This window comes from Candidatus Nitrososphaera gargensis Ga9.2 (assembly GCF_000303155.1).
Taxonomy (GTDB): Archaea; Thermoproteota; Nitrososphaeria; order Nitrososphaerales; family Nitrososphaeraceae; genus Nitrososphaera; species Nitrososphaera gargensis.
In genome coordinates this window covers 2545379-2567169 of the sequence record NC_018719.1, presented here as the reverse complement: position 1 = coordinate 2567169, position 21791 = coordinate 2545379, and the positions used below count along the sequence as shown (strand labels likewise).

Sequence of the window (21791 nt, the reverse complement as noted above, 5' to 3'; positions counted from 1 at the left end):
GAATTGACTATCCATAATAACAACGAAAATCCAATCCTTCTAATGTCGCATCCTGTCGCGGCAGATTATCCATCTTACGGCTTCGCCATAGCAAATGAACGTACAACTTCAGTCCATGCTGCACCAATATTTGCCCTGTTATAGCCTCCTCCGCCAAGTGCAATTATTCTTCCCATGCAATGCTTGTGCGCCAATCTATGCAATGCATCGGCCGCATATCTATGAGCTGCCGGGCTGTACTGCATGTGCGTTATTGGGTCGCCGGCCAGCCCGTCAGCGCCGCACTGCAGTATTATAAGTTCAGGCTTGATGCCGTCGACAAACTGCTCGACCTTATCAAACGCCTTGATGAATTCGTCATCGCCGGCGCCTGGCTCCAGCGGCAAATTCAGCTTCGTCCCTGCTGCCGTCCCTTTTCCAATTTCACTTGCAGAACCTGTGCCCGGATAAAGATGCCTGCCGTCCTCGTGAATGTCTGCAAAGAACAGCAATGGATCATCTTCAAACTCGTAAAAGACGCCATCGCCGTGGTGCGCGTCGATGTCGACATACATCACGCGATTTATCCCGTACTTTTTGCGCGCGGCAAGGATGGCCACTCCGATATCATTGAATACGCAAAAGCCGCCGGCGGTGTCGCGCCGGGCATGATGCAACCCTCCGATCGGATTGAACGCGTGGTCTATCTTTCTTCCCTTGCTGTCCTTGCCGGCTACCACCATGTCTAGCGCAGCCAGAGTTGATCCGATAACATAGAGCGACGCTTCAAAGACGCCCTTGAACGCCGGAGTGTCACCCCTGTCTAGCAGCATGCCGCCACCATGTCTCGATGCCATTCTGACAAGATCGACATATTCTTTGTCGTGAAATGAAAGCGCGTCTTGGTCGGTCCCAAGCATCGGCTCTTCTACGACTATGTTGTCAACATTCTCACTCTGCAACTTGGACCAGAACGCACCCAGCCTGTCGGTGCCAAACGGGTGCGATCCCTCGAACCCATACCTTGCAAGCGCCTCACCGTAAAACACGGCTATCTGGCACATACAGCATATGAATGCGAGAGATTGCAAATAAATATTCAACATCCATTAGACAGGGTACATGTTCACCGGCATTGTCGAGGGAATGGGCAGAGTCAGGTCTGTCTCAAAGAGCAAAAGAGGGGCAGACACCATTATGAGGGTCAGCCTCGGCAGGCTTGGGCGCAGTCTCAAGCGTGGCGACAGCGTCTGCATAAACGGCGCCTGTCTTACGGTGACGAAACTCTCAAAAGGCGAAGCCGAGTTTGAGATGGTGGCTGAAACGATAAGGAGAACAAACCTTGGCAAGGTCAAGGCCGGCGACAAGGTGAACATCGAAAGATCCATGAAAGTCGGCGACAGGCTTGAGGGTCACTTTGTCTTGGGTCACGTGGACGGCACTGGCATCATTGAGGACATTCAAAAGTTGCCGTCCGAGACAAAGCTCTGGATAAAGCTGGACAAGGGGCTGGCAGGATCGCTTGTCTCAAAGGGCTCGATAGCGGTTGACGGCGTCAGCCTCACACTGGTAGATATTGACGGCGATCGCGTCTCTGTATCGCTCATCCCTCACACTCTGAGCGTAACAACGCTGGGCTTGAGGCGCAAGGGCGACAGGGTGAACATCGAGACAGATATTCTTGGCAAATATGTTGCCAGCAATCTGCCAAAATAGTTAGAGCACGGATGGAAAACTGCAAAAACATCTCTGAGTGTAACAGGATACAGCACAATTTTGTAAATCCAAATATAGCACTAGAGGGCAAGATACCAGCTCAAGCGGCGGCATTAAAAATGCGTGGTTGGAACGAGCTCTTGAGGCTGGCTTTATCCAAGCAGTGAATTTTTATCATACCTTTGCATCTATTGTAGCTGGGAGGGTAGGGCTTTCTAGAGGCCCGCGCTTGGATGCTAATAACAGACAAGCGTGAGAATGGGAAGTCCTAGCATCATGGGCACATAGCGATGATGCATAACCCTGTAACCAGTCGGGCTAAATCCCACTCTCTATCCGCACCAACTGTTTTTTAACAACGGAAACCAACACCTGAGGACTTAACACTACCAAAATAGTGGTAGCAACCAGATTTTTAGTAATCTATTAATAATATCTGCCTGCAAAGCTAGCTGTATTGTCTCTTACTGAAGCAATAGCTGCTCTCAAGGCCGGCAAGTTCGTCCTCGTTCACGACGGCAAGGGACGCGAGAACGAGATCGACATGGTGGTTGCGGCAGAGTATGTCAAGCCGCATCACATTGTAACGATGCGGAAGGATGCCGGCGGCCTTGTGTGCCTTGCGATTGCAAACAACATTACAACAAAACTAGGGCTTGTCTATATGCATGATATGATCGCCAGTATGGGTAAGGTAAACCCTGTATTTTCAAAATTGACAGAAGGCAGGGCAGCATACGGCGACAAGCCATCATTCTCGATTTCGGTCAACCACCGCTCGACGTACACTGGCATCACCGATCATGACAGGGCGTTGACGATATCCAAGATGGCACAGGTCTGCAAGAAAATTGACGATGGCGGCGTGGATGACTTTGCCAAGAATTTCCGCGCGCCGGGCCATGTGCCGATTCTGATAGCGTCAAAGCGCCTGCTGCAGGACAGGATGGGTCATACCGAGCTGTGTGTTTACATGATGCAGCTTGCAGGGCTCACGCCTGCAGTTGCCCTGTGTGAAATGATGGATTCTGACACGCACAAGGCGCTTTCGATCGAAGACGCACAAGAATACGCGGACAAGTTCAACATCCCATTGATTGATGCAAGCGAGCTCAAAGCTCATGCCAAGGTGGCATAGCTGGCAATTGTTGACACATCTTGCAATAGTGGTTTCCGAGTTCAACAGCGAAATAACGTTCAAGATGCTCGAGCGCGCAAGGAATCATGCAGGTAAGATAGGCGCCAAGGTGAGCTATGTCTTGTATGTGCCAGGCACTTTTGACATGCCCCTTGCTGTCGAGCGGTTACTGAAAAAGAAAAACATTGACGCGGTAGTCACCCTTGGCGCCGTGATAAAAGGGGACACAAGACATGATGACATTGTAGCTGAAAACGCGGCGCGGCTGATAGCAGACCTGTCGCTAAAGCACGGCAAGCCGGTGGCGCTTGGAGTAACGGGGCCGGGTATGACGATAGACCAGGCAAGAGAGCGGGCAGAGCTTGTGCCAGTGAGAGCTGTAAACGCAGCTGTCAACATGGTTGCCCGGCTGAGAAAGCTACAAAAGGCAGTCGGCGAGGGAACAGTGGTAATAAATGATACAGCTGACAATAATTAGGATCGAAGGATACGGGCCTTGGACGGTCACGCTTGGAAGCGACAGGGAAGCACAACTGCAGATGCTACAGGCAAAAATCTACCATGACGTGCAGCGGCTCTTTTCAGAAAAGAACTGCATCGTCTTCTTCAACAGGTTCGATGAGTATTTTGCAATAACGAACGGCCTTGATGCTCTGGACCACAAGGAGATACAGCGCGAGCTGGCAGAGCTGTACAACGACCTAAAGATGTCCATGGCGATCGGCGCCGGCAAGACCGCGTTTGAAGCGAACTTGAACGCCTACAATGCAAGAAAAGAGGGCAGGATGCTTGATAATGAAGCCAGAATATTTGGCAATGCTCTTGATGACGCCGACATGGCGCAGATAATGCACATCGATGTCGATAGCTCGACAAAGGTGGGCGATCGCCTGTCGCCATATGAAATAACTGCCTTGGTTATGAAGATCTACAGCAGGCTTGCTGAAGAGTTCCTCAAACGCAACGCACTCACGTTCTTCCTTGGCGGCGACAACTTTATGGTCATCTCAAACGGCGTGACAAAAGAGCAGACAGACGCTGTAATAAAAAAAGTAACAGCAGGAATCGATATCAAGCTCAACTGCGGAATAGGCATAGGTAAAACAGGCAGAATGGCAGCAGAGGGGGCGACCAAGGCTCTTGACACCATTAGAGACCTGCGCAAGCAAGGAAAAATCCAACCAATATATGAAATACGATGTCTCTAGTCATAACCAACGCCAGCCTGTTGTTGGGCAAAGAGCTCGATTATGTTGAGAAGGGATACGTCGAGATCAAGGACGGAAGAATCAAGAGCGCTGCTGCAGGCAGCTACAGAGGCCCTGGCAGGAAGAAGCTGGACGCCAGCGGGTTTCTGGTCATACCAGGATTTATCAACGCACACACTCATATCGCAGACTCAATAGGGAAGGACATTGCTGCCGGCCATCGGCTCAATGCGCGTGTCCATCCTGTGTTTGGAGCAAAAAAGAAGATCCTGCAAAAGAGCCAGCCAGAGCACCTAAAGGCGTTCATCCGGAATTCTGCTATATCGATGATGAAAAAAGGCATCATTGCCTTTGCCGACTTTAGAGAAGACGGACCGGGGGGAGTAAAGCTCTTGAGAGATGCGATCGCAGATCTGCCAGTAAAATGCGTGGCGCTTGGCAGAGCAAATTATTACAGCAACCCAAAAGATGTTGCAGGCCTGCCGCCCGAAGCAATAGGGCAGACCCAGCAAGTGCTAGAGATCGCAGATGGACTTGGAATTAGTGGTGCAAATGAAAACACCGACATGGCGCTTTCGCAATATAGACAATTGGCAGGAGAAAAATTGGTCGCTATACATGCTGCCGAGTCAAAAGAAACGGTCGAGTTTTCAAAGGCGCACACTGGCAGAAGCGAAGTCGCTAGGGTGATGGATCACTTGAAACCAGACTTTATAGTGCACATGGCGAATGCGACAGAAGACGAAATTTCAGTTACTGCAAAAAACAGAACAGGAATTGTAGTCTGCCCAAGGGCAAATGGCGTGCTGGGTGCAGGCATGCCAAGGGTTGCCCTGATGCTCAGGCACGGTTGCCTAGTGGCCATTGGCACAGACAACGTGATGCTGAACTCGCCGGACATCTTGAGGGAGCTGGATTACATCTGGAAAGCATCAAGGGCAACTGAAGGTGAAGAAATGATAGAGCCGCGCCAGCTGTTAAAAATGGCAACTGTAAACGCCGCGCAAATTCTCCGGCTGAATTCTGGCTGCATAGAGGCTGGCCGCGCTGCAGACTTGATATTCGTTGACAAAAAGCATGTAGATCTGTACCCTATGCACGACCCATATGCCGCAGTAGTTCACAGGCTGAGCCAGAACTCAATCAGAGCTGTCATGATCGACGGGCGATTTGTGGAGGCAATAAATTGAGGGTAATAATGAACGGCGCAATGACAGTTGATGGCAAGATCGCTACTGCAAGCGGAGACTCGAAAATTTCCTCAAAAGAGGATCTTGTGCGCGTTCACAAGCTGCGTGCTACCGTTGATGCAGTAGTAGTAGGTATTTCGACGATCTTGGCAGACGATCCCCAGCTCACAGTAAGGCTGGTCAAGGGCAAAAATCCAACCAGAATAATTGTTGACAGCAGGGGAAGAATTCCGATTGATTCACAAATAATGCGCACGGCGTCCAAGATCAAGACTATCGTGGCAGTCACAGATCAAGCGCCAGAGGAAAAAATACACAAGCTAGAGGACATGGGCGCTAAGGTGCTTGTCATAAGCGAAGGAAAAAAGGGTCAGAGCGCTGCCGTGCCTCATGGAGTCAACCTGAAAGAGCTGTTTCGCAGGCTGGAAAAGATGGGGCTCAGAAGAATACTTGTTGAGGGCGGCGGCGAGCTCAACTGGTCTCTTTTGCGCCTTGGGCTTGTTGATGAGTTGACCGTGACAATTGCTCCACGAATAGCTGGCGGTAGGCTGGCAACAACGCTTGTTGAAGGTGACGGCTTTGATGAAATCGCGCAGGGAATACGGCTCAAGCTGGTCAAGGTAGAGAGGAAAAAGACTGGCGAGCTTTTGCTGCGTTATCGGCTGCTCTAACTAGGCAATGGTAGTAAAACTTTCAGTTGCGCCGAACACACATAAGCTATACAAACAAAAGAAAAATGTTGCCTACGTCTATGCGTAGGCTTTTTTGTATTCTTCATACAGTGATCGTTTAATGTTATCTGTTGCATCTTGAAGCTCTTTCTCATTATTCAAATCATTTCTGCTCTTGGCGTCAACGCCCAAGGATCTCAATTCCACCAGCCAATTGTTTATCTTGTTCATTTCTTGATGAAATTCTTGCTCTGGCACGGCTAAAACCAGAGACGATACCGCCAATAAAAAAGAAAGTGGTGTAATTATACATAGGAAAGCACTAGTAAAAAGATTGATTCACAAACTCCCTTTGGCATAGGTTGGACATCTGGCAATCGCATGGCAGCCACCAAGTCCTAGAACACATCACCATAAACATTTTATTAATAGAAGTGTCTGCGTAAATACAATGGAGGAAGAACTCGATCACAAGAGATACGAGTTTGCATGCAACGAGTGTGGGCAAGAATGCCGGTCTATCGAGGAATACATTCAACACTGCAAAAATTCCCACCCAAAACTGATCGGAACTGCACTTACGTAGATCTTGGCAATGATTATTACATCATGCATATTCCACAGCACTTTTTAAGATGTCACTCTATACTGCACTCCATACTTGGACAGCCCTGCCAAATTCAATATAGGACAGGCAATAGATGGCACAAAATTTGAGCTTGACCGTGCGTCGCTTACAAAACATGCGATAATCCTTGGAGCCACCGGCTCTGGCAAGACAGTACTTTCCAAGGTCATTGTGGAAGAGGCCGCGTTGCAGGGGATTCCGACCTTTGCCATCGATCCAAAAGGCGACATCGGCAACCTTGCATTCAAGTCAGTCAGTTTCGATTTCTCAACATGGTCTGGTAAGGAGGCGGATGCACTAAAAATTGACAGGGCAAAATATGCTGCCAGCCTGCAGAAAACGTACCGCGACAAGGCAGCTGAATTTAAGGTAGCGCCAAACGCAGCTGCAAACTTTGATAAAGTGACCGTCAGGATTTTTACACCAAAGTCGTCGGCCGGGCTTGCAGTCGGAATTTCACCTGACCTATCTGCCCCAAAAGATTTCAATCAGCTGCTGAGCACCGACATTGCTTCGGCTGCGGATCTGCTTGACCTCACTTCTTTCAACCTCCTCCGTCTTGCAGGCTATGGAGAAAGTGACAGAAAGCAAGTAACCTTCGTTTCTGCAATCCTTGAGAACGCGTGGAAAAACGGCGAGAGCCTCACGGTAAAAGACCTCATCAGGAATATTGAAAGCCCATCATTCAGCTATGTCGGCTCGCTTCCAGTCTCCAAGGTAGTATCCGATAAGGAAAGGAAAGACCTTGTAACAAGAATAAATCTGCTAATATCAGATCCAAAGCTGCGGTCATGGTCGTCAGCTAAATCAATTAATTTCTCAGAATTGTTCAACAGCCCATCCATCAATATCTTGGATCTTCGCAACATCCAGTCAGAGCAGGAAAAGCACCTGTTTGTCGAGCTGATACTACAGCAGCTGTTCCAATGGCTGATCAAGCAGGGCAGCGCGCAAACGCTCCGCTACCTTCTGTATTTTGATGAAATCGCCGGCTACTGCCCGCCTGTCCGAGAGCCGCCCTCCAAGAAGCTGCTGTTGCTGCTGATCAAACAGGCAAGGGCGTTTGGCTTAGGGATGCTCCTTGCAAGCCAGAACGCAGTCGACTTGGACTACAAGGTGATTTCAAACGCCAATGTTCGCTTTATCGGGAGGCTTGGCGCGCACCGCGACATCCAGCGCGTAAGCGTGGGGCTGGAGCTCGATTCCGACGCAGAAAGGGAAATCGCAAGGCTGCGGCCAGGCGAATTTTTCTGCAACACTTTTGATCCCAAGTTCAGAGGCGTCATCAAGTCGAGGTGGACCCTGACATACCACAGGGGACCACTTGAGAACAGCGAGATAGCCCAACTGATGGCTGAGTTTAAGAAAAGTGAACCCGTTGCTGAAAAGGAGGAGGAAGGGAGAGAAGAAGAACCTATAATTGAAGAAGAGCCGGAAAAGCCGGCCAGGCTCCTGCTGCCTGTTGTAGCGCATGAAGACCCAATAGTGTTGGCTGCAAGCGACGACGAAACATTCCTCTTGCTGGAAAAGAAGTTTGAGCCAAAGGACCTGTCCAGCTTTATCAAGCTTGGAAGCAACCTCAGATCGATCAAGGTGCTATCGGTAGAGCCGGAGGAAAGATTCTATCCTGTCTTTGAGCTGAACGTCTCAGTTTTTGAAAAAGGTTATGCCAAACAGTCGCTTGATAAGATAGTAGAGTTTGCTGCCATCGGCGACGACGATGGTCTTGTCGATATACCAGAGGAGCACATCATAACTTCACATCGCCTTGTCCCTGCAGAAACGCGCAAAGAGGCCGAGGCATGGAAAGGTGAAATCCAAAAGGCAGTCAACAGAATTGAAAAAGAGCTCAGGCACAAGTTTGACATTCTGATTGAAGAAAAAAGAAAGGAGAACATTGCAGCAAGATCAGAAAAGCCTCGCGCCAAGATTGCCAACATTGATGAAAAGGTTGCAAAATTGCAGCAATCAATCAACACTGACATTGACACGGTAAAAGAATACGAAAAGCTATACAAGGATGTAAAGAAGGAAAGCAAGAAGAAAAAGAGCCTCAAGCCGCGCCTGATATCCATAGAAAACAGAATTGATACAAACAAACAAAGGATATTGTCAACAAGGAGGAAGATAGAGCAGCTGCACACCAACAGAAAGGCGCTTGAAGACGAGCTGAAAGATATACAACATGAAGAAAAAGAAAGGTTCCATCAGGCGCTTGGCAACATCAAGAGCAAGACAAGCTTTGGCATCACCGGCTGGCTTGTTGAGACAGTATATCGAGCTAGGATCCTTGTGAATGATTCAAAAGAGCATTATGGCGACGTGATGTGGAGCGCCTACACCGGGCAGGGGACGTGGGGCAGGTGCTCTTCATGCTCAGTAGCACTCGCAGAAGGCTCGATCTGTAGTTGCGGCAACCTGTTATGCAGTACCCACCTTGCGTACTGCAAGATGTGCCTAGAGCCGGCATGCATGGAACACCGCGCGATATGCTATATTTGCAGCTCTACCTTCTGCGCTGCTCACTATATCCGGTGCGAGATATGCCGGTCTCCTGCATGTGCCAACCATAGTGGCACTTGCAGCATTTGCAACAGGAAGGTATGCAGCAACTGCTCGCAGAAAAAGGGGCTTATCAAGAGCAAGATAATCTGCCGTGGCTGCTCTATCATCTAGAACAGTCTTCGGGTTGCCTTAAAAATACACCAGACAATCCTTACAGGTGAAAAAACTCGCTCTAGCTGTCCTAGCGCTAGCAGTAATGACCGTCATCATTATGATGCCTGCCAGCGCGCAGAGCGGGGTTCCTGTAAAAAACGCCCTTGTAGTAGTGAACGGGCAGGAAGACCTGATACTCCAATCGATAATTGCGACAGGAGGCTCGCCTTCCAACGTGCGAAATGCGCTTGAAACGGCAGAGCTGCTGTCAGCTTTTACACCTCATGTATCAACAGACGCATTCGGCAGGTTTGAGCTAAACGAATCGCTTGATCCGGGCATCTACAACGTAACAGTGTTTGTGCCCGGTTTTGTAGCGTCATCAAACAACATAGTAGTAGTTGACGGCACTAGCGCGGCCAAAAACCTGACGATCTTTATGCAGCCGTCTGCTATGGTATCCGGGCGCATTACAGACGAGCAGGGCAGACCAATCCCTGGCATTGTAGTTGCAGCATCAAGCCCGCATTCGGCCAATTATGATATTACAATGGACGATGGAGTTTTCGTGCTTGACACCGGCTTGAAGACTGGCCAATACGATATCTATGCTTTCAAGCCCGGAATTGACATTGCCATATTGCAAAATCTTTTAAACAATACCGAGCTTGGTTCGCTTCAGAACAAAGTCCCAATCCTGTTCAAAACACAAGATGCAGGATACATATCGCATGTCTCTGAAGTGCAGCTGGAGCAGGGCAAGCTCACCACGCTGAACGTGCAGCTAAAGAACTCACATGCCATATCCGGCAGAGTAACAGATAGCGCCGGTAATGCTGTGCCAGACGTGGCAGTGTTTGCATTTGATAGCAACGGCATCATGGTCGATACTGCAGCAATTACAGATTCTGACGGGCGCTATACGCTTGACAACGATCTGGCACCAGGAGAATACACCATCATCATCCCGTCACTTTTCAGCAAGGAGTACGCCCCTGCAAGCGCTGCCGTGACTTTGCCGGCAGAAAATAATACAGTTAATTTTACACTGCACAAATCCGGCACAATCAGTGGAAGGGTGGTTGAACCAAACGGCAACCCTGTTGCAGATGCCACCATCTTTGCAATGCCAAAGGGGCTGCATGTGGACGATACGCAGCTTGCACTATTCCTTGCAGCAGGCACGGCTACCGCAAAAACCGATCAGGATGGCAGGTTTACTCTTGACAGCGGCATTAGCAGCGGCACCTATGTCGTCACGGCGTCCTTTGGCAGCGTGCCTGTTAGCAGTTTAATCGAGGTTCAGGCCGGCAGCCTTGCAAATATCGTCCTTGATTTTGGAGAAACAATTACAATAAGAGGCAAGGTAACAGACAGTAGCAGCGGCAGGCCCATAGAGAATGCTTCAGTAGTACCAAGCTTTGCCAGCGTCATCCCAAGTGCCGAATTGTTTGCAGCCAAGACCGGCCCTCACGGGGCATACGAACTGATCATCCCTATCAAGGATAATAGCACAAGATCGCTCTTTGATGAAGTCACAGTATCGGCAGACGGGTACAAGAGTGCGACTGTGCCAAGCAGTGCGGCGACGGTCATCAGGCTGGACAAGATGCCAGCAACCAAAATAACCGGGGTTGTGATAGCGCAAAAGCCTCTTTCACCGCCAGTCGAAACGGTGCTCGTGAGGAAGGGGACAGTCGTTTTTGAACATGAAGGGATGCAATATGGTGTAGGCCTGCAAACGAACTCGCGCATAGTGGATGCAGCCTTTGACCCGCCGAGCAGGAGCATCAACATTAGCCTGGAAGGCGTGCAGGATGCATCAGGCAGATCAGAATTCTCAATTCCCAAAGAATTCATGGCCGGACCCTTTGCAGTCAGCCTTGACGGCACGTCGGCGGCAGAAGGCGTCAGCACGGCAGAGAATCAGACGCATGCTATGATAACAATAGAGCACGAACACGACCTGCAAAAGATCACAATACAGGGTACAACTGCAGTGCCGGAATTTCCACTGCCTGCAGCTATAGCCGCAGCTGGCCTGGCAGCAATACTGGCCTGGAAGCGGTTAAGGCGCTAGGAGAAACCGCATTCGCCAAACACTTTATCTTCGCCAGTCTGCACTATTATGCAGCTTGCTTGGGAGCTAGCCTCTTGAATACTGTTGTTGACGCTATTTGTAAATGCCGCAGCCACAAAGCTTGTTATGAAAAAGACCAGCGCAATGACTACCAACAGGAAGAGTACTATCCGCGATTTGCTGCTGGTAGCGCTCATTGTGTAGGGTGGTGGGTAAAAGTAATTAGTATTCTTTTCTATCACTCATGATTTTTAAGGTTCTTGTCACGATATCAGTAGTAGATGTTTGAAAACGAGCACACCGTGCGCAGGTTCATGGCAGAGAAGGCGGAAGGGCAGTTTCACGATAGGTACGAGAGGGCACTGGAGCAGGTAAGGACAGAGTTTGGCAGGAAATATGCAATGATAATAGGCGGTAGGGAGGTAAGGACGCCAGCCACCACATCTCACGTATCGCCAATAGATACCAGAATAGTGCTTGGCCACCTTCCGGTTGGAAGCGCCAGCCATGTAAAGCAGGCCGTGGCGGCGGCCAAAAAGGCGTTTGAGAGCTGGAGCCGGACGAACTACCAAGAGCGCGTGCAGATATGCCGATCTGCAGCGGACATTATGAGCCAGCGCAAGTTTGAGCTTGCCGCATGGATCTCGTACGAGAACGGCAAGAACCGCTATGAGGCCATAGCGGATGTCGACGAGGCTATTGACTTTTTGCGCTACTACTCTGAAGAAATGGAGAGGAACAATGGCTTTGAAACAGTGATGAAAAGCGCCCAACCAAACGAAAAGAGCAGAAGCGTCATGAAGCCCTACGGCGTGTGGGGAGTCATCGCTCCATTCAATTTTCCTGCCGCCATCTTGGTCGGCATGAGTACCGGAGCGATCATTACAGGCAACACCGTGGTCGTCAAGCCGTCGAGCAATACGCCGATAATCGCATGCAAATTTGCCGAGGTGTTCAAGCAGGCGGGGCTGCCAGATGGCGTCTTTAACTTGGTGATAGGCCCAGGCGGCAAGGTTGGAGGCGAGCTCGTCAGCAACAAGGACGTTTCAGGGATCGTGTTCACCGGCTCCCGTGATGTAGGCTATGGCATGGCCCAAGAGTTCAGCAAAACAAGACCCAAGCCGCTTATAGCAGAGCTTGGCGGCAAGAACCCTGCTATAGTGACCGAGACCGCTGACATTGGCAAGGCAGTCGACGGTGTGCTCAAGGCGGCATTTGGCTACTCGGGGCAAAAGTGCAGCGCATGCTCACGCGTCTATGTGCACAAGAAAGTAAAAGACGAGTTCGTCAAGAGGCTTGTAGAAAAGACAAGGGACCTGCCTGTCGGAAACCCACTTGACCCCAACACCTTTGTCGGCCCGCTTGCCAACGAGGACGCCTACAAGAAATACCAGCGGTACGCCAAGATGGCTGACAGGGATGGCAAGGTCCTGGTCGGCGGCTCTGCCATAAAAGACGGCGAGCTAAAGCACGGCTACTACGTCCAGCCCATGATTGTAACGGGACTTCCAAAAAAGCACCGGCTGTTCAAGGAGGAGCTATTCGTGCCGATCCTGTGCGTGGCCCACTATGAAAAGTTTGACGACGCGATCAAGCTTGCAAACGAGTCCGACTATGGCCTGACGGCCGGCATATTCAGCGGCAAGCAGGAAGAGATCAAAGAGTTCCTCGACTGCATCGAAGCCGGTGTCGTTTACGTCAACAGGCAGGCGAGCGCGACCACCGGCGCGATGGTCGGATGCCAGCCCTTTGGCGGCTGGAAGAGCTCAGGCACCACAGGCAGGGGGACGGGCGGGCCGCATTACCTTACGCAGTTTATGCGCGAGCAGAGCCAGACTATTATTGTTGAATGAGAGATCTGGCCAATAAAAGCAGGTTGCGCTTGCGCTCCCTTATCCTGCGCACAGAGTAGGGAAGCCACTGGCTGCCGTAGGGGATGTACTCGGCAACTGCAAATTCTTTTGTGGTAAGCTCGTTTTTCAACTCATCCCGGATCCCCATCAGCAACTGGAACTCGAACTCCTTTGTACTGTCATTGCTCAGCCTGATGGCCTCTTCGATCATGTTCGAGTCGTGGGTCGCTATGGCAAAAAAGCTTCCGCTTTCAAAGAGCATCCTCATGAGCTTTACATAATTGGCGTCAACCTCCTCTTTTGTAGAAAAAGCGTGTTCCTCAGGCTCGTGATACGCGCCCTTGACAAGCCTCACCTTGCCGCCATGCTCGGCTATGTGCAGTAGGTCGCTTGCGCTCCGGCGCAGGTATGACTGTATTGCTACGCCAGTCATGTCGTACTGCTTGTAAAGCTCCAGATAGATAGCAATCGTGTCCTCGGTGAACTTGACAGACTCCATGTCTATCCACATGAATTGATCAAGCTCTTTTGCTCTGGCAGTAAGCCTCTTGAAATTTTGCAGGCACATGTCATAGTCGATCGCAAGGCCAAGCTGGGTCGGCTTGACCGACACGCATCCCCGCACCTGCCTTTTGCCGATCAGGTCCATCAATGACAGGTACTCCCTTACAGTCTGATCCACGATCTTGGCGTCGGTGGTGTCCTCGCCAAGGAAGTTCAGGATGGCGGACATGCCTCTGCTGTTGGAATCAAGCGCAGCTGCTATCGCCTCGCCAGCGTCATAGCCGGCGACCCACTTTTTTGCCACCCTGAACAGCAGCCGCTCCATGAGGCCAGCGTCATAGCTGTGCGAGTGGGTTGATGACGCAGTCGCAGTAGTAGTCTCCAATAGCAACAAAAATAATCGTGTTTCTCTGATATAACTTTAGACTGTAAGGATTGCCTTCTTCAGCTCCTTTATCTTGTAGAATGCCTTGCATGAGACGCAGCTCCAACCATTGACATCGCCCAGCTTTGTCACGATGATCCGCTGGAACATCTCGCAGCCGCAATCGGGGCAGTGTAGCATGAAAAGACCGAGGTCGCCCGGAATTAAATATAGGAAGCGAGATTGTTCTGGGTTAAACCTCTGCGCGCGGGCATCATATCATCATAAAATCTTTTTATTGAGTCTGCGTTGAAGGGTGCTTGCGCATGTAATAATGGTAATAGTAGTAGACGTTCTAAAGCAGGCATGCAGGCAGGTCCACGCCAAGACCCGCGGCCTTGCCGGGACTGACCGGGCGAGCAGGCAGATAGGCAGGGGGGCGGGAGGCGACATGTCGCGCAGGATAGACCTGATAGCGGAAAAGACTGTGATCGATATCCTCAGGAAGCGAGGAATAGACGCCACGATAATTGGCGAAGAGTGCGGCAGGATCGAGGGCAAGCGCGGCTACATTATAATGGATGCGATCGACGGCACCACGAACGCTGTGCGCGGGATACCGTTCTACTGCTGCTCTATCGCCTATGCGACCGACTTTAGGCTGAGCACCGTAACCGACGCGGCGATAATCGACCTTGCAAGGGGCGATCTCTACTACGCTTCAAAGGGCAAGGGCGCATTCCTCAACGGCAAAAGGATATCGGCCAAGAAGGAGAGCCCGGCAGACCCCGCGATAGGCATCAACATATCGGGAGTCAAGCCCACAGTCATCGAGCGTCTTGCTCCTATAATCGCAGAGGCCGACCACACCCGGCAGTTTGGCGCAAACGCGCTTGAAATGTGCTTTCTCGCCCGAGGGCTTCTGGACGCCTACATTGACCTGCGCGGTAAGATCCGGCCGACCGACATTGCCGCCGGCTACCTGATCGCAAAGGAGGCGGGAGCAAAGGCATACTCTGACAGCGGCTCGGACCTAGAGTCGGACCTTGACGTCAAGACCAGGCTGTCATATATGGTGGTTGCAAACGACGGCATGCGCGAGCGCCTTGCAGCTCTGTTCTGACCTCGTGCACACGCTTCTAGTGGAGCATGTCGAGATACACATGCGCGTTTCCAGTCCAAGAATAATGCAGGAATAGTTCAGTTCTTTTATACTCTGGAATATTTTTATTCCATCTTCCACGCTTGCGTCTGGAATAATATTCCAAAATTGAAATATTTTGAGCACGGACGAATATTCCAAACAAAAAATTATTCTGCCTTGATTCCATTGCAAAGCTGGCACTAGCTGACATTGAGCAGCAATGGCAGTTTGTATTATTAAAGAACTAATTTGAGGTTGGGTTTGTGCAACCTGTGATCAAAGGCTCAAAAACAAGGGCAGGTATAGCAATTTTAACACCTACGAATGAACCTATTATGACTCAGTTTGTAGCATGATTTAAAAGAATAATGCAGCAATTAATCGTCAATGCTGAAGACATCCTTCAGGCCGTACCCTCCGCTCCAAGAAGACTTTAACACATCAATTATCAGGATCGAGAGTAGCCAGATGCGGGAGCTTGGTATCAATTCTGGCGATATAGTACGAGGAGTGCGCAGCACAGGGGTAATTTGCATGCTAATAGAGGATGGCTACAAGCAGCCAAGCGATTCTACAATAACATATTTGCATGAATTGGGCATCATCTTGCCACAGGCAAGAATAAGTAACATAGTAGCATTGAATACAAATAATAAAGGTGCTTCTATGGTCGAGATAGAAAAGGTAGCCCAATCAACGCCCGCGCAAAGGGTCATCTTTACTACTTCGGATGCTCGCTGATCCATTATTATTATTTGCCGGGTTTAACAAGCCGCCTTTCAATCACCAAAACTGCGTATAGTTTCTTCTTGCAGTGCCAATTGTAGTAAAAATTGCTGAATATTAAAAAACTCTATGCTACAAAAATTAGTACGAGCACCGGGAGTAGCTAAAGGCTCAAAAGAAGCAGATGTGATGTTATGATGGCAGCCACCATATGTCAAGCTCTTGGCTCTACATTGCATTTGGCATATCAGCCGCTCTTCTAATAATAGGGGCATTTGCCATCATTACTGCTCAGGCTGAACTGGCTTCTGGCAAAAGAACAGTAACTATGGTTGGCAAGGTGGCTGCCTGCCGCACAAAAAGCCATGGTTTGGTCTATTTGGCGGTGGTGCAGAAACGCAGGAATGCCGCTTTGGATTCTTGGGAGAAGATGGAAAGCATTATTATGGCATAGACTACAATAGCGGGAACGAGTCATTCTGGGCATTGCTGAAGATACAGCCCAGCCGCTTCTTAGGCGAAATAACTATACCGGCCGCAGCCTTTCCCTCTTCAGAGGGTCTTGATAGATACGATATCGTGGGTGTGATTGTTGTTGGTTCCGCTACCTCGATAGAAAGATAATAGAATGCCGCCGAAGAAGCACGTTCAAATTTTTCAGCTCATGTAGCCGCCTGCTCGATAATCATTCGCTGGTTCTTTCTCAAGGTCACTTCTGATACGCCGGCCGCGTCCGCTATAGCAGCCTGGCTTTTTGGCTCGCCACTGCTCGTGCAGGCTATGTACAGCACCGATGCTGCAAGCCCCATAGGGTCCTTGCCTGCCGCAAGCCCGCTCTTTATGACGTTGTAGATCATGTCCATCGCCTTCCGCTTTGTGCGCTCGCTTATGTTGGCCTTGCTCGCCACACGGGAGACACACTTTGCAGGGTCAAGCATCGGGACCTTCAGGTCAAGCTCGCGTAACAGTATCCTATAGGCCCTTGCAAGATCCTTTTCTGTCGTGTTTGTCGCGTTTATGATGTCCTGCAGGGTGCCAGAGACGCCCATCTCCCTCTGCACGATGTAGATGGCCGCACCCAGCACGGCGCGCATCGTCCTGCCCCGTACAAGCCCCCGCTCCTGCGCCCGGCGGTAGATGTAGGCGGTCTTTTCGACTATCGCATCTGACAGCCCGAGCGCGCTCCGCAGCCTGTCAAGCTCAACAAATGCGCGCCTGAGGCTCCGCTCGTCCTGCCCCTTTATCCTGAAATCCCACGCCCGCAGGCGGTCAAAGGTCGATCGCATGGCCGCGTTGAGGCCGCTGCCGGCGCTCATGTCCGGCCTGCCGATAATCGTGGAGAGGCCCATGCCAGAGCGGGCAAGCGAAGTGGGGCTGGTCCTCAATTTGCTGCCCGGCTCTCTGGCAAGGACGCTCCAGTCCTCCTCCTCATTGCCTACGCGCTCGCGTATCACAAAGCCGCACTTTGTGCAGATAAGCTCGCCCGACTCGACATCGGTGACCTTTTGGCCGTCGCCGCAGTTTGGGCATATGATGCCCGCCGACTTTATTAGCATAACGCGCTTTGATGCGCTCTATGAGATATAACAGAACGAGGAGAATGCCTTAGAAGCTGATTCCAAAGCGACCCTACATTTGTCCACGATTCGTAGCAACCATCCTTCACCATTAACTTTAGATATACTACAACTATCTTCATCTTTTGTGGTAAGCTCTGCGAACGTTGCAAGGGCAAGATGCAGAATACCTCGCTTGCTGTCTGTGGTAAGTGCTCTCGCCGCTGCGAATGGTGTAATGCAAAGCTGAACCAGCTCAACTATGCTCAGACTTGCAGGTTCTGCAAGGCTGGAGAAGTATTGGGCAAGGCTACTAACAGACTTGGTGCTGAAAGAATTTCAAAGTCATTCTTTAGGACGCTGTATTCGAACAAGAAAGAAGCTGTAAGCGCCCGGGCCGGGATTCGAACCCGGGTCGGAGGAGTGACAGTCCCCCATACTGGACCGGACTGTACGATTCTGGTCAACAGAAGCAACCAGGTATCTCTATACTACCCGGGCGCACGTAATCCGACTTTTGTAAAACCAATTAAAACGTTTTGGTTCGCATAGGCTCGTCATCGTCAGAGTAGTAGTTGGCTGGGCTTAACAAACAGGCCAATCATCACCAGACCCAGCCAACCAAATTCGCGTTCCTTCACATCCTGGGGCAGCTTGCCGGCCCCAGCCATGCTCAGGCGGCTGCATGATGCGCGACAAGGTAATTATCGCTAACCGATCCAATTTCCGGCGACTCTGGGGTTAATCATGCAATATAAGATGGCATTAATAGATATTGTTGGATTCGTGCTTCAGAATAAAATCACGTACTCTGGTTGCGATACTATGTTTGCAAATTCGTAATTAGGATATCCTCCAACCTTGTCAAGCATATGAGTAGGACAAAGAGCTCTGTCCTGAACTACACATTACCAGTAGCTGTGATGCTGGCTGGGCTATTTGCAATCTCGTCTCACGGGGACGCGAGCGCTCAGTATGGCGGATCAGGGGCTGCTGGTGGTCAGGTAACACAGGAACAGCTGGCCCGGTGTGAAGAGCTGGGCATTGAAAGAAGCCAATGCACCGATGTTAACATCTTGGCAAGGGAAAGGCTGACGGCGGCGCAGGAGAATCCCTCGTCTGGATCTGGAACACCAATGCTCTCAACTGAGACAGGCCAGATGGCAGTCTTTATCGGAATCCTAGGCGCTATCTTTGGCGGCGTTGCTGCGATATTCTTCTTCAAGGGCAGAGGTTCAAAACCGATAACTAGGTAAACCTTCTCCTTTCTTTTTGGCTAGATCAGGTGCTCCTCTATAGATAGACATTGTGCAATATTTATTAGCAAGTCAGTAATTACTACTAGGTATGATAGAAGGACTAACGGACGGCAAGGGCGCGACGTGCGCTATAGTAGGTGTATGGGAAGTGCTGGGCAGAAGGTGGTCTCTCCACATTTTGAAGAACCTCAGCACAAAAGAAGTCATCAGGTTCAACGAGCTAAAGCGATCGCTGGCTGGCATCAGCAGCACGGTGCTATCGGAGCGCCTACTGGAGCTGGAGCGCGAAGGGTTGGTCACAAAAAAGATCTATCCTGAAGTGCCGCCAAGGGTGGAGTATAGCATGACCCCTCAGGCAAAGGAGCTTGAAGTGATAATAAAAGAATTGGCCCGCTGGGCCGAAAAGTGGAAGCGCCCAGCAGGGTTGAGAGTAGCTACCGCTGCTACCGTGGCTGCGCAGAAAAAAAGTAGTAGCTAACTAGCTAGTGCAGCTTCTGAAACCGCCTGTCCTGAGCTGTGACTACGCCTATTTCGACTACAGGCCGCTCGCCTAGTGCCTTTTCTATCGCCTTGTTGCTCAGCCCGACTGCCTGCTCGACGCTCATGTCGGCGCTGTATTCGCGCTGCACCACGTCCAGTGCAATGTCAGCCGACTGGCCGATCACAAAGCCCGAGCCTCTCATGAAGGTGCCGCTTGGGTCCACTTGGTAGAGCTGTACGCCGGCCTGATCTACGCCTGCAACGATCACTGATGCCGCCTGCGGCCTGACAGCGTATATTGTATAGTTGTGCAGGAACGACCCAAGGTGCTTTGCAAGCGATCCGATGTCGATCGGGCTTTCAAAGTTGAGCCTGTGCTTCTGCGCCTCAAGCCTCAGCTCCTCGATCAGCTGCAGTATGTCTCCGATGTACCCCGAGCCTGTTGCCCCGACATGGCCGTCGATTGTGAATATCTTTTCAGCAGGGTCTATCAGCGGCCTGACGGGTTTGATGTGGCTTGCCAGCAGCGCAAACGCCGGCGTCTTGATCCCAATTGTAGTAGATCCCCTGCGTACGGCTTCCAGCGCGCTGTCGACTAGCACTAGCCGGCCTTCAGGCCCGTAAAAGTACGGGTATCTTGTTGCTGAACCGTAGCTTCCAGTTTCTGCTGTCATCTCTACCTTGCAACCTCCTGTACTACCAAGTTCGGGATCACTAGCACGTCTATCCCGTTGCCAGAGCCCGGATCGCGCTCCATTGCTGCAGACACTGCCTTTGTGGCGACCTGCTTGGCTTCCTCGTTCGTGATCTCTTTGTGGTACATGCTCTCAAGCACTCCGTACGCTATTGGCGAGCCGGAGCCAGAAGACGCAAAGTCCTCGCTTGTTATCGCACCGCTCATGTCGGCAGCATAGATGTGCCCGCCTTCCTGATCTACCCCTGCCACTAGCAGCTCTACAAAATACGGCTGATAGTTCTTCATGCCGGAATATGCAAGGTTGGATATCAGGCGTGCAGACTCTTTGACAGTCAGCGGGAACCCCCTGCGTAGCTCGATCAGCCTGCGCTCCGCCTTTGCCACCTTGATCAGGTATTCCGCGTCTGACAGCTGGCCGGCTATTGCCACTGCGAGCGTGTCGTCTATCTTGGCTATCTTTTGCGTTATTTTCGACCCGATGAAGAAGCCCTTGCTGGCGCGCTTGTCAGAGCCCAGCACGACTCCTTCCTTGGTCTTGATGCCTACTATTGTTGTCATCTTGCTCTATTATGAAAGGCGCCGGGTAAATTGACCGGCAACGCCGGAAGCAGGTCACAGCTACTACTGCTACTGGTCTTGCTCGTTGAACTCGTCATAAATGAAGCATATCGCCAGAGCGCCAAGCGTGTCTATCCACAAGTCTATCCCCAAGTCCCAAGGTCCCGTCTCGATATTGGTGTTTGGGTCAAACATGACTGATAGTAGTTCATACACCTCCCAGATGATAAACGCTGCCCACGACACGCCTATGGCCGTCGGGTAGTAGACCCTCCTCCCCCTTGTGAGGTTGGCGTTGAGGATGGCTGCCGCCACCGCCATACCTGAAATGCCGTGGGTGATCCGGTCAACAGGCGTGATGTCGTAGATATGAAGTGCATACTCTGCTAGATAGTGCGCGCCTATCGCCACGAGCCCGATAAACGCCGAGAACACCATCCACCTGTTGCTCGTATCAAGGATCTTGTGGCCGGCAATTTTCCTCTCTAGGTTGTAGCCATGCTTGGGCTCCCTTTTCATCATGTACAGCGATATAAAGAGAAGGACAAACCCTACAGCGATCAGCGCTATCGACAGGATAGGGTTTTCAAGCCAAGGGTGGCCGTGCAACTGTGCAATCTTGCTAAAGCGGCCAAGCAGATAGCGATTGTTTGAGAAAGTTACAGAACAATTGAGGGGAGAGGATACGCTTGCCATATATGGCTGAAGGACAGGTATTACAGAGATCAACCTGTAGTGACGCTTACCCCTCTTCATGTTGCCTTTGTGTGGTGGATGCTCAAGCCTGGCCTTGGCAGGCTGAGCTTTGCCGCCATGACGGTAGGTGCCATGATCCCAGACATCGAGCCTCTTGTCGCTTGGATCTTTGGCTGGTCGGTGTTCTGCGGGTGGGACTTTCCCTGCTCGCCGGCCCCTGACAGGCTGGTTCTGCATTCAATCGTCGGCGCTCTGACCGTAGATGTCGCCCTGACGATCCTGTTTGTTAAGATACTTGGCAGGCTCTTGAAGGTGGGAAGGCTTGGGATACGCGGCTTTGACCGCGTCAAAATAATGGACGTTAGCCTTTACGTATCTGCGGCCATCGGCGCCCTGTCTCACGTGCTTGTCGACTGGCTCCACCATCCTGCAAACCCAATCTTTTGGCCGTTTCTGGTCAATGGCTCGTACTATGTCGGCGGCCTGCTCTTGCAGTTCATGGGCGTACTGCCTGCCTCGGCGCTGGTGGCGGCCGTATCCAGCGCGATAATGGTCGCTACGGTAAACAGAGCTCTCAACAAGAGCGGCCACAACTTTTGGCTGGTGCTTTCAAACCCTCCAAAAGCCCTGATGCTGATAACGGAAAACCTGAGCAAGAGCTGAGCTGCAAAAAATCGCACTAGTGC

General features: G+C 51.0%; 24 protein-coding genes and 1 tRNA gene. 15 read left to right on the top strand and 10 right to left on the bottom strand.

Going from position 1 to position 21791, the window contains the following annotated elements:
* Nucleotides 1–74: 74 nt before the first annotated feature.
* Nucleotides 75–1043 carry an acetoin utilization protein AcuC gene (locus tag NGAR_RS15350; RefSeq protein WP_015020717.1) on the bottom strand — a complete coding sequence of 323 codons (969 nt, stop codon included), beginning with the start codon at nt 1041–1043 and terminating at the stop codon, nt 75–77.
* A 58-nt stretch (nt 1044–1101) separates the two neighbouring features.
* Here NGAR_RS15350 and NGAR_RS15345 point away from each other — a divergent pair, with 58 nt between their 5' ends.
* The 6 genes from NGAR_RS15345 to NGAR_RS15320 all read left to right on the top strand — a co-directional run bounded on the left by NGAR_RS15345 (nt 1102) and on the right by NGAR_RS15320 (nt 5902).
* Entirely contained in the window at nt 1102–1695 is a 594-nt protein-coding gene (locus NGAR_RS15345) for a riboflavin synthase (protein WP_015020716.1), read from the top strand.
* 457 nt (nt 1696–2152) lie between these two features.
* The gene (gene ribB / locus NGAR_RS15340; RefSeq protein WP_015020714.1) at nt 2153–2833 is read left to right on the top strand and encodes a 3,4-dihydroxy-2-butanone-4-phosphate synthase; all 681 of its coding nucleotides are present in this window, start codon (nt 2153–2155) and stop codon (nt 2831–2833) included.
* Nucleotides 2834–2843: 10 nt separating this feature from the next.
* Entirely contained in the window at nt 2844–3311 is a 468-nt protein-coding gene (gene ribH, locus NGAR_RS15335; protein WP_148681595.1) for a 6,7-dimethyl-8-ribityllumazine synthase, read from the top strand.
* Nucleotides 3289–4041 (top strand): GTP cyclohydrolase IIa, encoded by a 753-nt coding sequence (locus NGAR_RS15330; RefSeq protein WP_015020712.1) that lies wholly within the window; start codon nt 3289–3291, stop codon nt 4039–4041. Before ribH ends, NGAR_RS15330 begins: the two co-directional genes overlap by 23 nt.
* Nucleotides 4032–5231, top strand: a complete 1200-nt coding sequence (locus NGAR_RS15325) for an amidohydrolase family protein (RefSeq protein ID WP_015020711.1) — start codon at nt 4032–4034, stop codon at nt 5229–5231. The genes NGAR_RS15330 and NGAR_RS15325 overlap by 10 nt, the downstream gene beginning before the upstream one ends.
* Entirely contained in the window at nt 5228–5902 is a 675-nt protein-coding gene (locus NGAR_RS15320) for a 2,5-diamino-6-(ribosylamino)-4(3H)-pyrimidinone 5'-phosphate reductase (protein WP_015020710.1), read from the top strand. The genes NGAR_RS15325 and NGAR_RS15320 overlap by 4 nt, the downstream gene beginning before the upstream one ends.
* 78 nt (nt 5903–5980) lie before the next feature.
* Here NGAR_RS15320 and NGAR_RS15315 read toward each other — a convergent pair whose 3' ends face one another.
* On the bottom strand, nt 5981–6160 hold the full coding sequence (locus tag NGAR_RS15315) for a hypothetical protein (RefSeq protein ID WP_148681594.1): 180 nt from the start codon (nt 6158–6160) through the stop codon (nt 5981–5983).
* Between the two features lie 403 nt (nt 6161–6563).
* Here NGAR_RS15315 and NGAR_RS15310 point away from each other — a divergent pair, with 403 nt between their 5' ends.
* Both NGAR_RS15310 and NGAR_RS15305 read left to right on the top strand, forming a co-directional pair.
* Nucleotides 6564–9206: an ATP-binding protein gene (locus tag NGAR_RS15310; RefSeq protein ID WP_015020708.1), complete on the top strand. Its 2643-nt coding sequence runs from the start codon at nt 6564–6566 to the stop codon at nt 9204–9206.
* Between the two features lie 85 nt (nt 9207–9291).
* The gene (locus NGAR_RS15305; RefSeq protein WP_148681593.1) at nt 9292–11268 is read left to right on the top strand and encodes a carboxypeptidase regulatory-like domain-containing protein; all 1977 of its coding nucleotides are present in this window, start codon (nt 9292–9294) and stop codon (nt 11266–11268) included.
* On the opposite strand, the gene NGAR_RS15300 is transcribed toward NGAR_RS15305, so the two are convergent.
* Nucleotides 11265–11510 (bottom strand): hypothetical protein, encoded by a 246-nt coding sequence (locus NGAR_RS15300; protein ID WP_148681592.1) that lies wholly within the window; start codon nt 11508–11510, stop codon nt 11265–11267. The genes NGAR_RS15305 and NGAR_RS15300 overlap by 4 nt on opposite strands.
* A gap of 39 nt (nt 11511–11549) precedes the next feature.
* Between NGAR_RS15300 and NGAR_RS15295 the strand changes: the two genes are divergently transcribed.
* Nucleotides 11550–13121 (top strand): aldehyde dehydrogenase family protein, encoded by a 1572-nt coding sequence (locus tag NGAR_RS15295; RefSeq protein ID WP_015020705.1) that lies wholly within the window; start codon nt 11550–11552, stop codon nt 13119–13121.
* Here the strand turns inward: NGAR_RS15295 and NGAR_RS15290 are convergent.
* Both NGAR_RS15290 and NGAR_RS17985 read right to left on the bottom strand, forming a co-directional pair.
* A complete protein-coding gene (locus NGAR_RS15290; RefSeq protein WP_148681591.1) occupies nt 13108–14010 on the bottom strand; it encodes a proline dehydrogenase family protein in 903 nt (300 codons plus the stop codon). The two genes, NGAR_RS15295 and NGAR_RS15290, sit on opposite strands and share 14 nt — an antisense overlap.
* 36 nt (nt 14011–14046) lie before the next feature.
* Nucleotides 14047–14190, bottom strand: coding sequence for a hypothetical protein (locus NGAR_RS17985; protein WP_187147556.1), 144 nt, complete (start codon nt 14188–14190; stop codon nt 14047–14049).
* A gap of 133 nt (nt 14191–14323) precedes the next feature.
* On the opposite strand from NGAR_RS17985, the gene NGAR_RS15285 reads away from it, so the two are divergent.
* The 3 genes from NGAR_RS15285 (at nt 14324) to NGAR_RS15275 (ending at nt 16483) form a co-directional block, all read left to right on the top strand.
* Nucleotides 14324–15112 carry an inositol monophosphatase family protein gene (locus NGAR_RS15285; protein WP_148681590.1) on the top strand — a complete coding sequence of 263 codons (789 nt, stop codon included), beginning with the start codon at nt 14324–14326 and terminating at the stop codon, nt 15110–15112.
* 408 nt (nt 15113–15520) lie between these two features.
* Nucleotides 15521–15874: a hypothetical protein gene (locus NGAR_RS15280; RefSeq protein WP_015020702.1), complete on the top strand. Its 354-nt coding sequence runs from the start codon at nt 15521–15523 to the stop codon at nt 15872–15874.
* Nucleotides 15875–16279: 405 nt separating this feature from the next.
* The gene (locus NGAR_RS15275; RefSeq protein ID WP_148681589.1) at nt 16280–16483 is read left to right on the top strand and encodes a hypothetical protein; all 204 of its coding nucleotides are present in this window, start codon (nt 16280–16282) and stop codon (nt 16481–16483) included.
* Nucleotides 16484–16521: 38 nt separating this feature from the next.
* On the opposite strand, the gene NGAR_RS15270 is transcribed toward NGAR_RS15275, so the two are convergent.
* Entirely contained in the window at nt 16522–17415 is an 894-nt protein-coding gene (locus NGAR_RS15270; protein ID WP_015020700.1) for a transcription initiation factor IIB, read from the bottom strand.
* Nucleotides 17416–17804: 389 nt separating this feature from the next.
* Nucleotides 17805–17916 (bottom strand) — tRNA-Asp (locus NGAR_RS15265).
* Nucleotides 17917–18287: 371 nt separating this feature from the next.
* Between NGAR_RS15265 and NGAR_RS15260 the strand changes: the two genes are divergently transcribed.
* Both NGAR_RS15260 and NGAR_RS15255 read left to right on the top strand, forming a co-directional pair.
* A complete protein-coding gene (locus NGAR_RS15260; protein WP_187147555.1) occupies nt 18288–18671 on the top strand; it encodes a hypothetical protein in 384 nt (127 codons plus the stop codon).
* Between the two features lie 91 nt (nt 18672–18762).
* The gene (locus NGAR_RS15255; protein ID WP_015020698.1) at nt 18763–19152 is read left to right on the top strand and encodes a winged helix-turn-helix transcriptional regulator; all 390 of its coding nucleotides are present in this window, start codon (nt 18763–18765) and stop codon (nt 19150–19152) included.
* Nucleotides 19153–19156: 4 nt separating this feature from the next.
* Here the strand turns inward: NGAR_RS15255 and NGAR_RS15250 are convergent, their stop codons facing one another.
* From NGAR_RS15250 to NGAR_RS15240, 3 genes are all read right to left on the bottom strand, one after another.
* A complete protein-coding gene (locus tag NGAR_RS15250; RefSeq protein ID WP_015020697.1) occupies nt 19157–19828 on the bottom strand; it encodes an Ntn hydrolase family protein in 672 nt (223 codons plus the stop codon).
* A 2-nt stretch (nt 19829–19830) separates the two neighbouring features.
* Nucleotides 19831–20409, bottom strand: coding sequence for an Ntn hydrolase family protein (locus tag NGAR_RS15245; protein ID WP_015020696.1), 579 nt, complete (start codon nt 20407–20409; stop codon nt 19831–19833).
* A gap of 69 nt (nt 20410–20478) precedes the next feature.
* Nucleotides 20479–21105 carry a hypothetical protein gene (locus NGAR_RS15240; RefSeq protein ID WP_148681588.1) on the bottom strand — a complete coding sequence of 209 codons (627 nt, stop codon included), beginning with the start codon at nt 21103–21105 and terminating at the stop codon, nt 20479–20481.
* A gap of 39 nt (nt 21106–21144) precedes the next feature.
* Here NGAR_RS15240 and NGAR_RS15235 point away from each other — a divergent pair, with 39 nt between their 5' ends.
* Nucleotides 21145–21768, top strand: coding sequence for a DUF4184 family protein (locus tag NGAR_RS15235; RefSeq protein ID WP_148681587.1), 624 nt, complete (start codon nt 21145–21147; stop codon nt 21766–21768).
* The last annotated feature ends 23 nt before the right edge of the window (nt 21769–21791 follow it).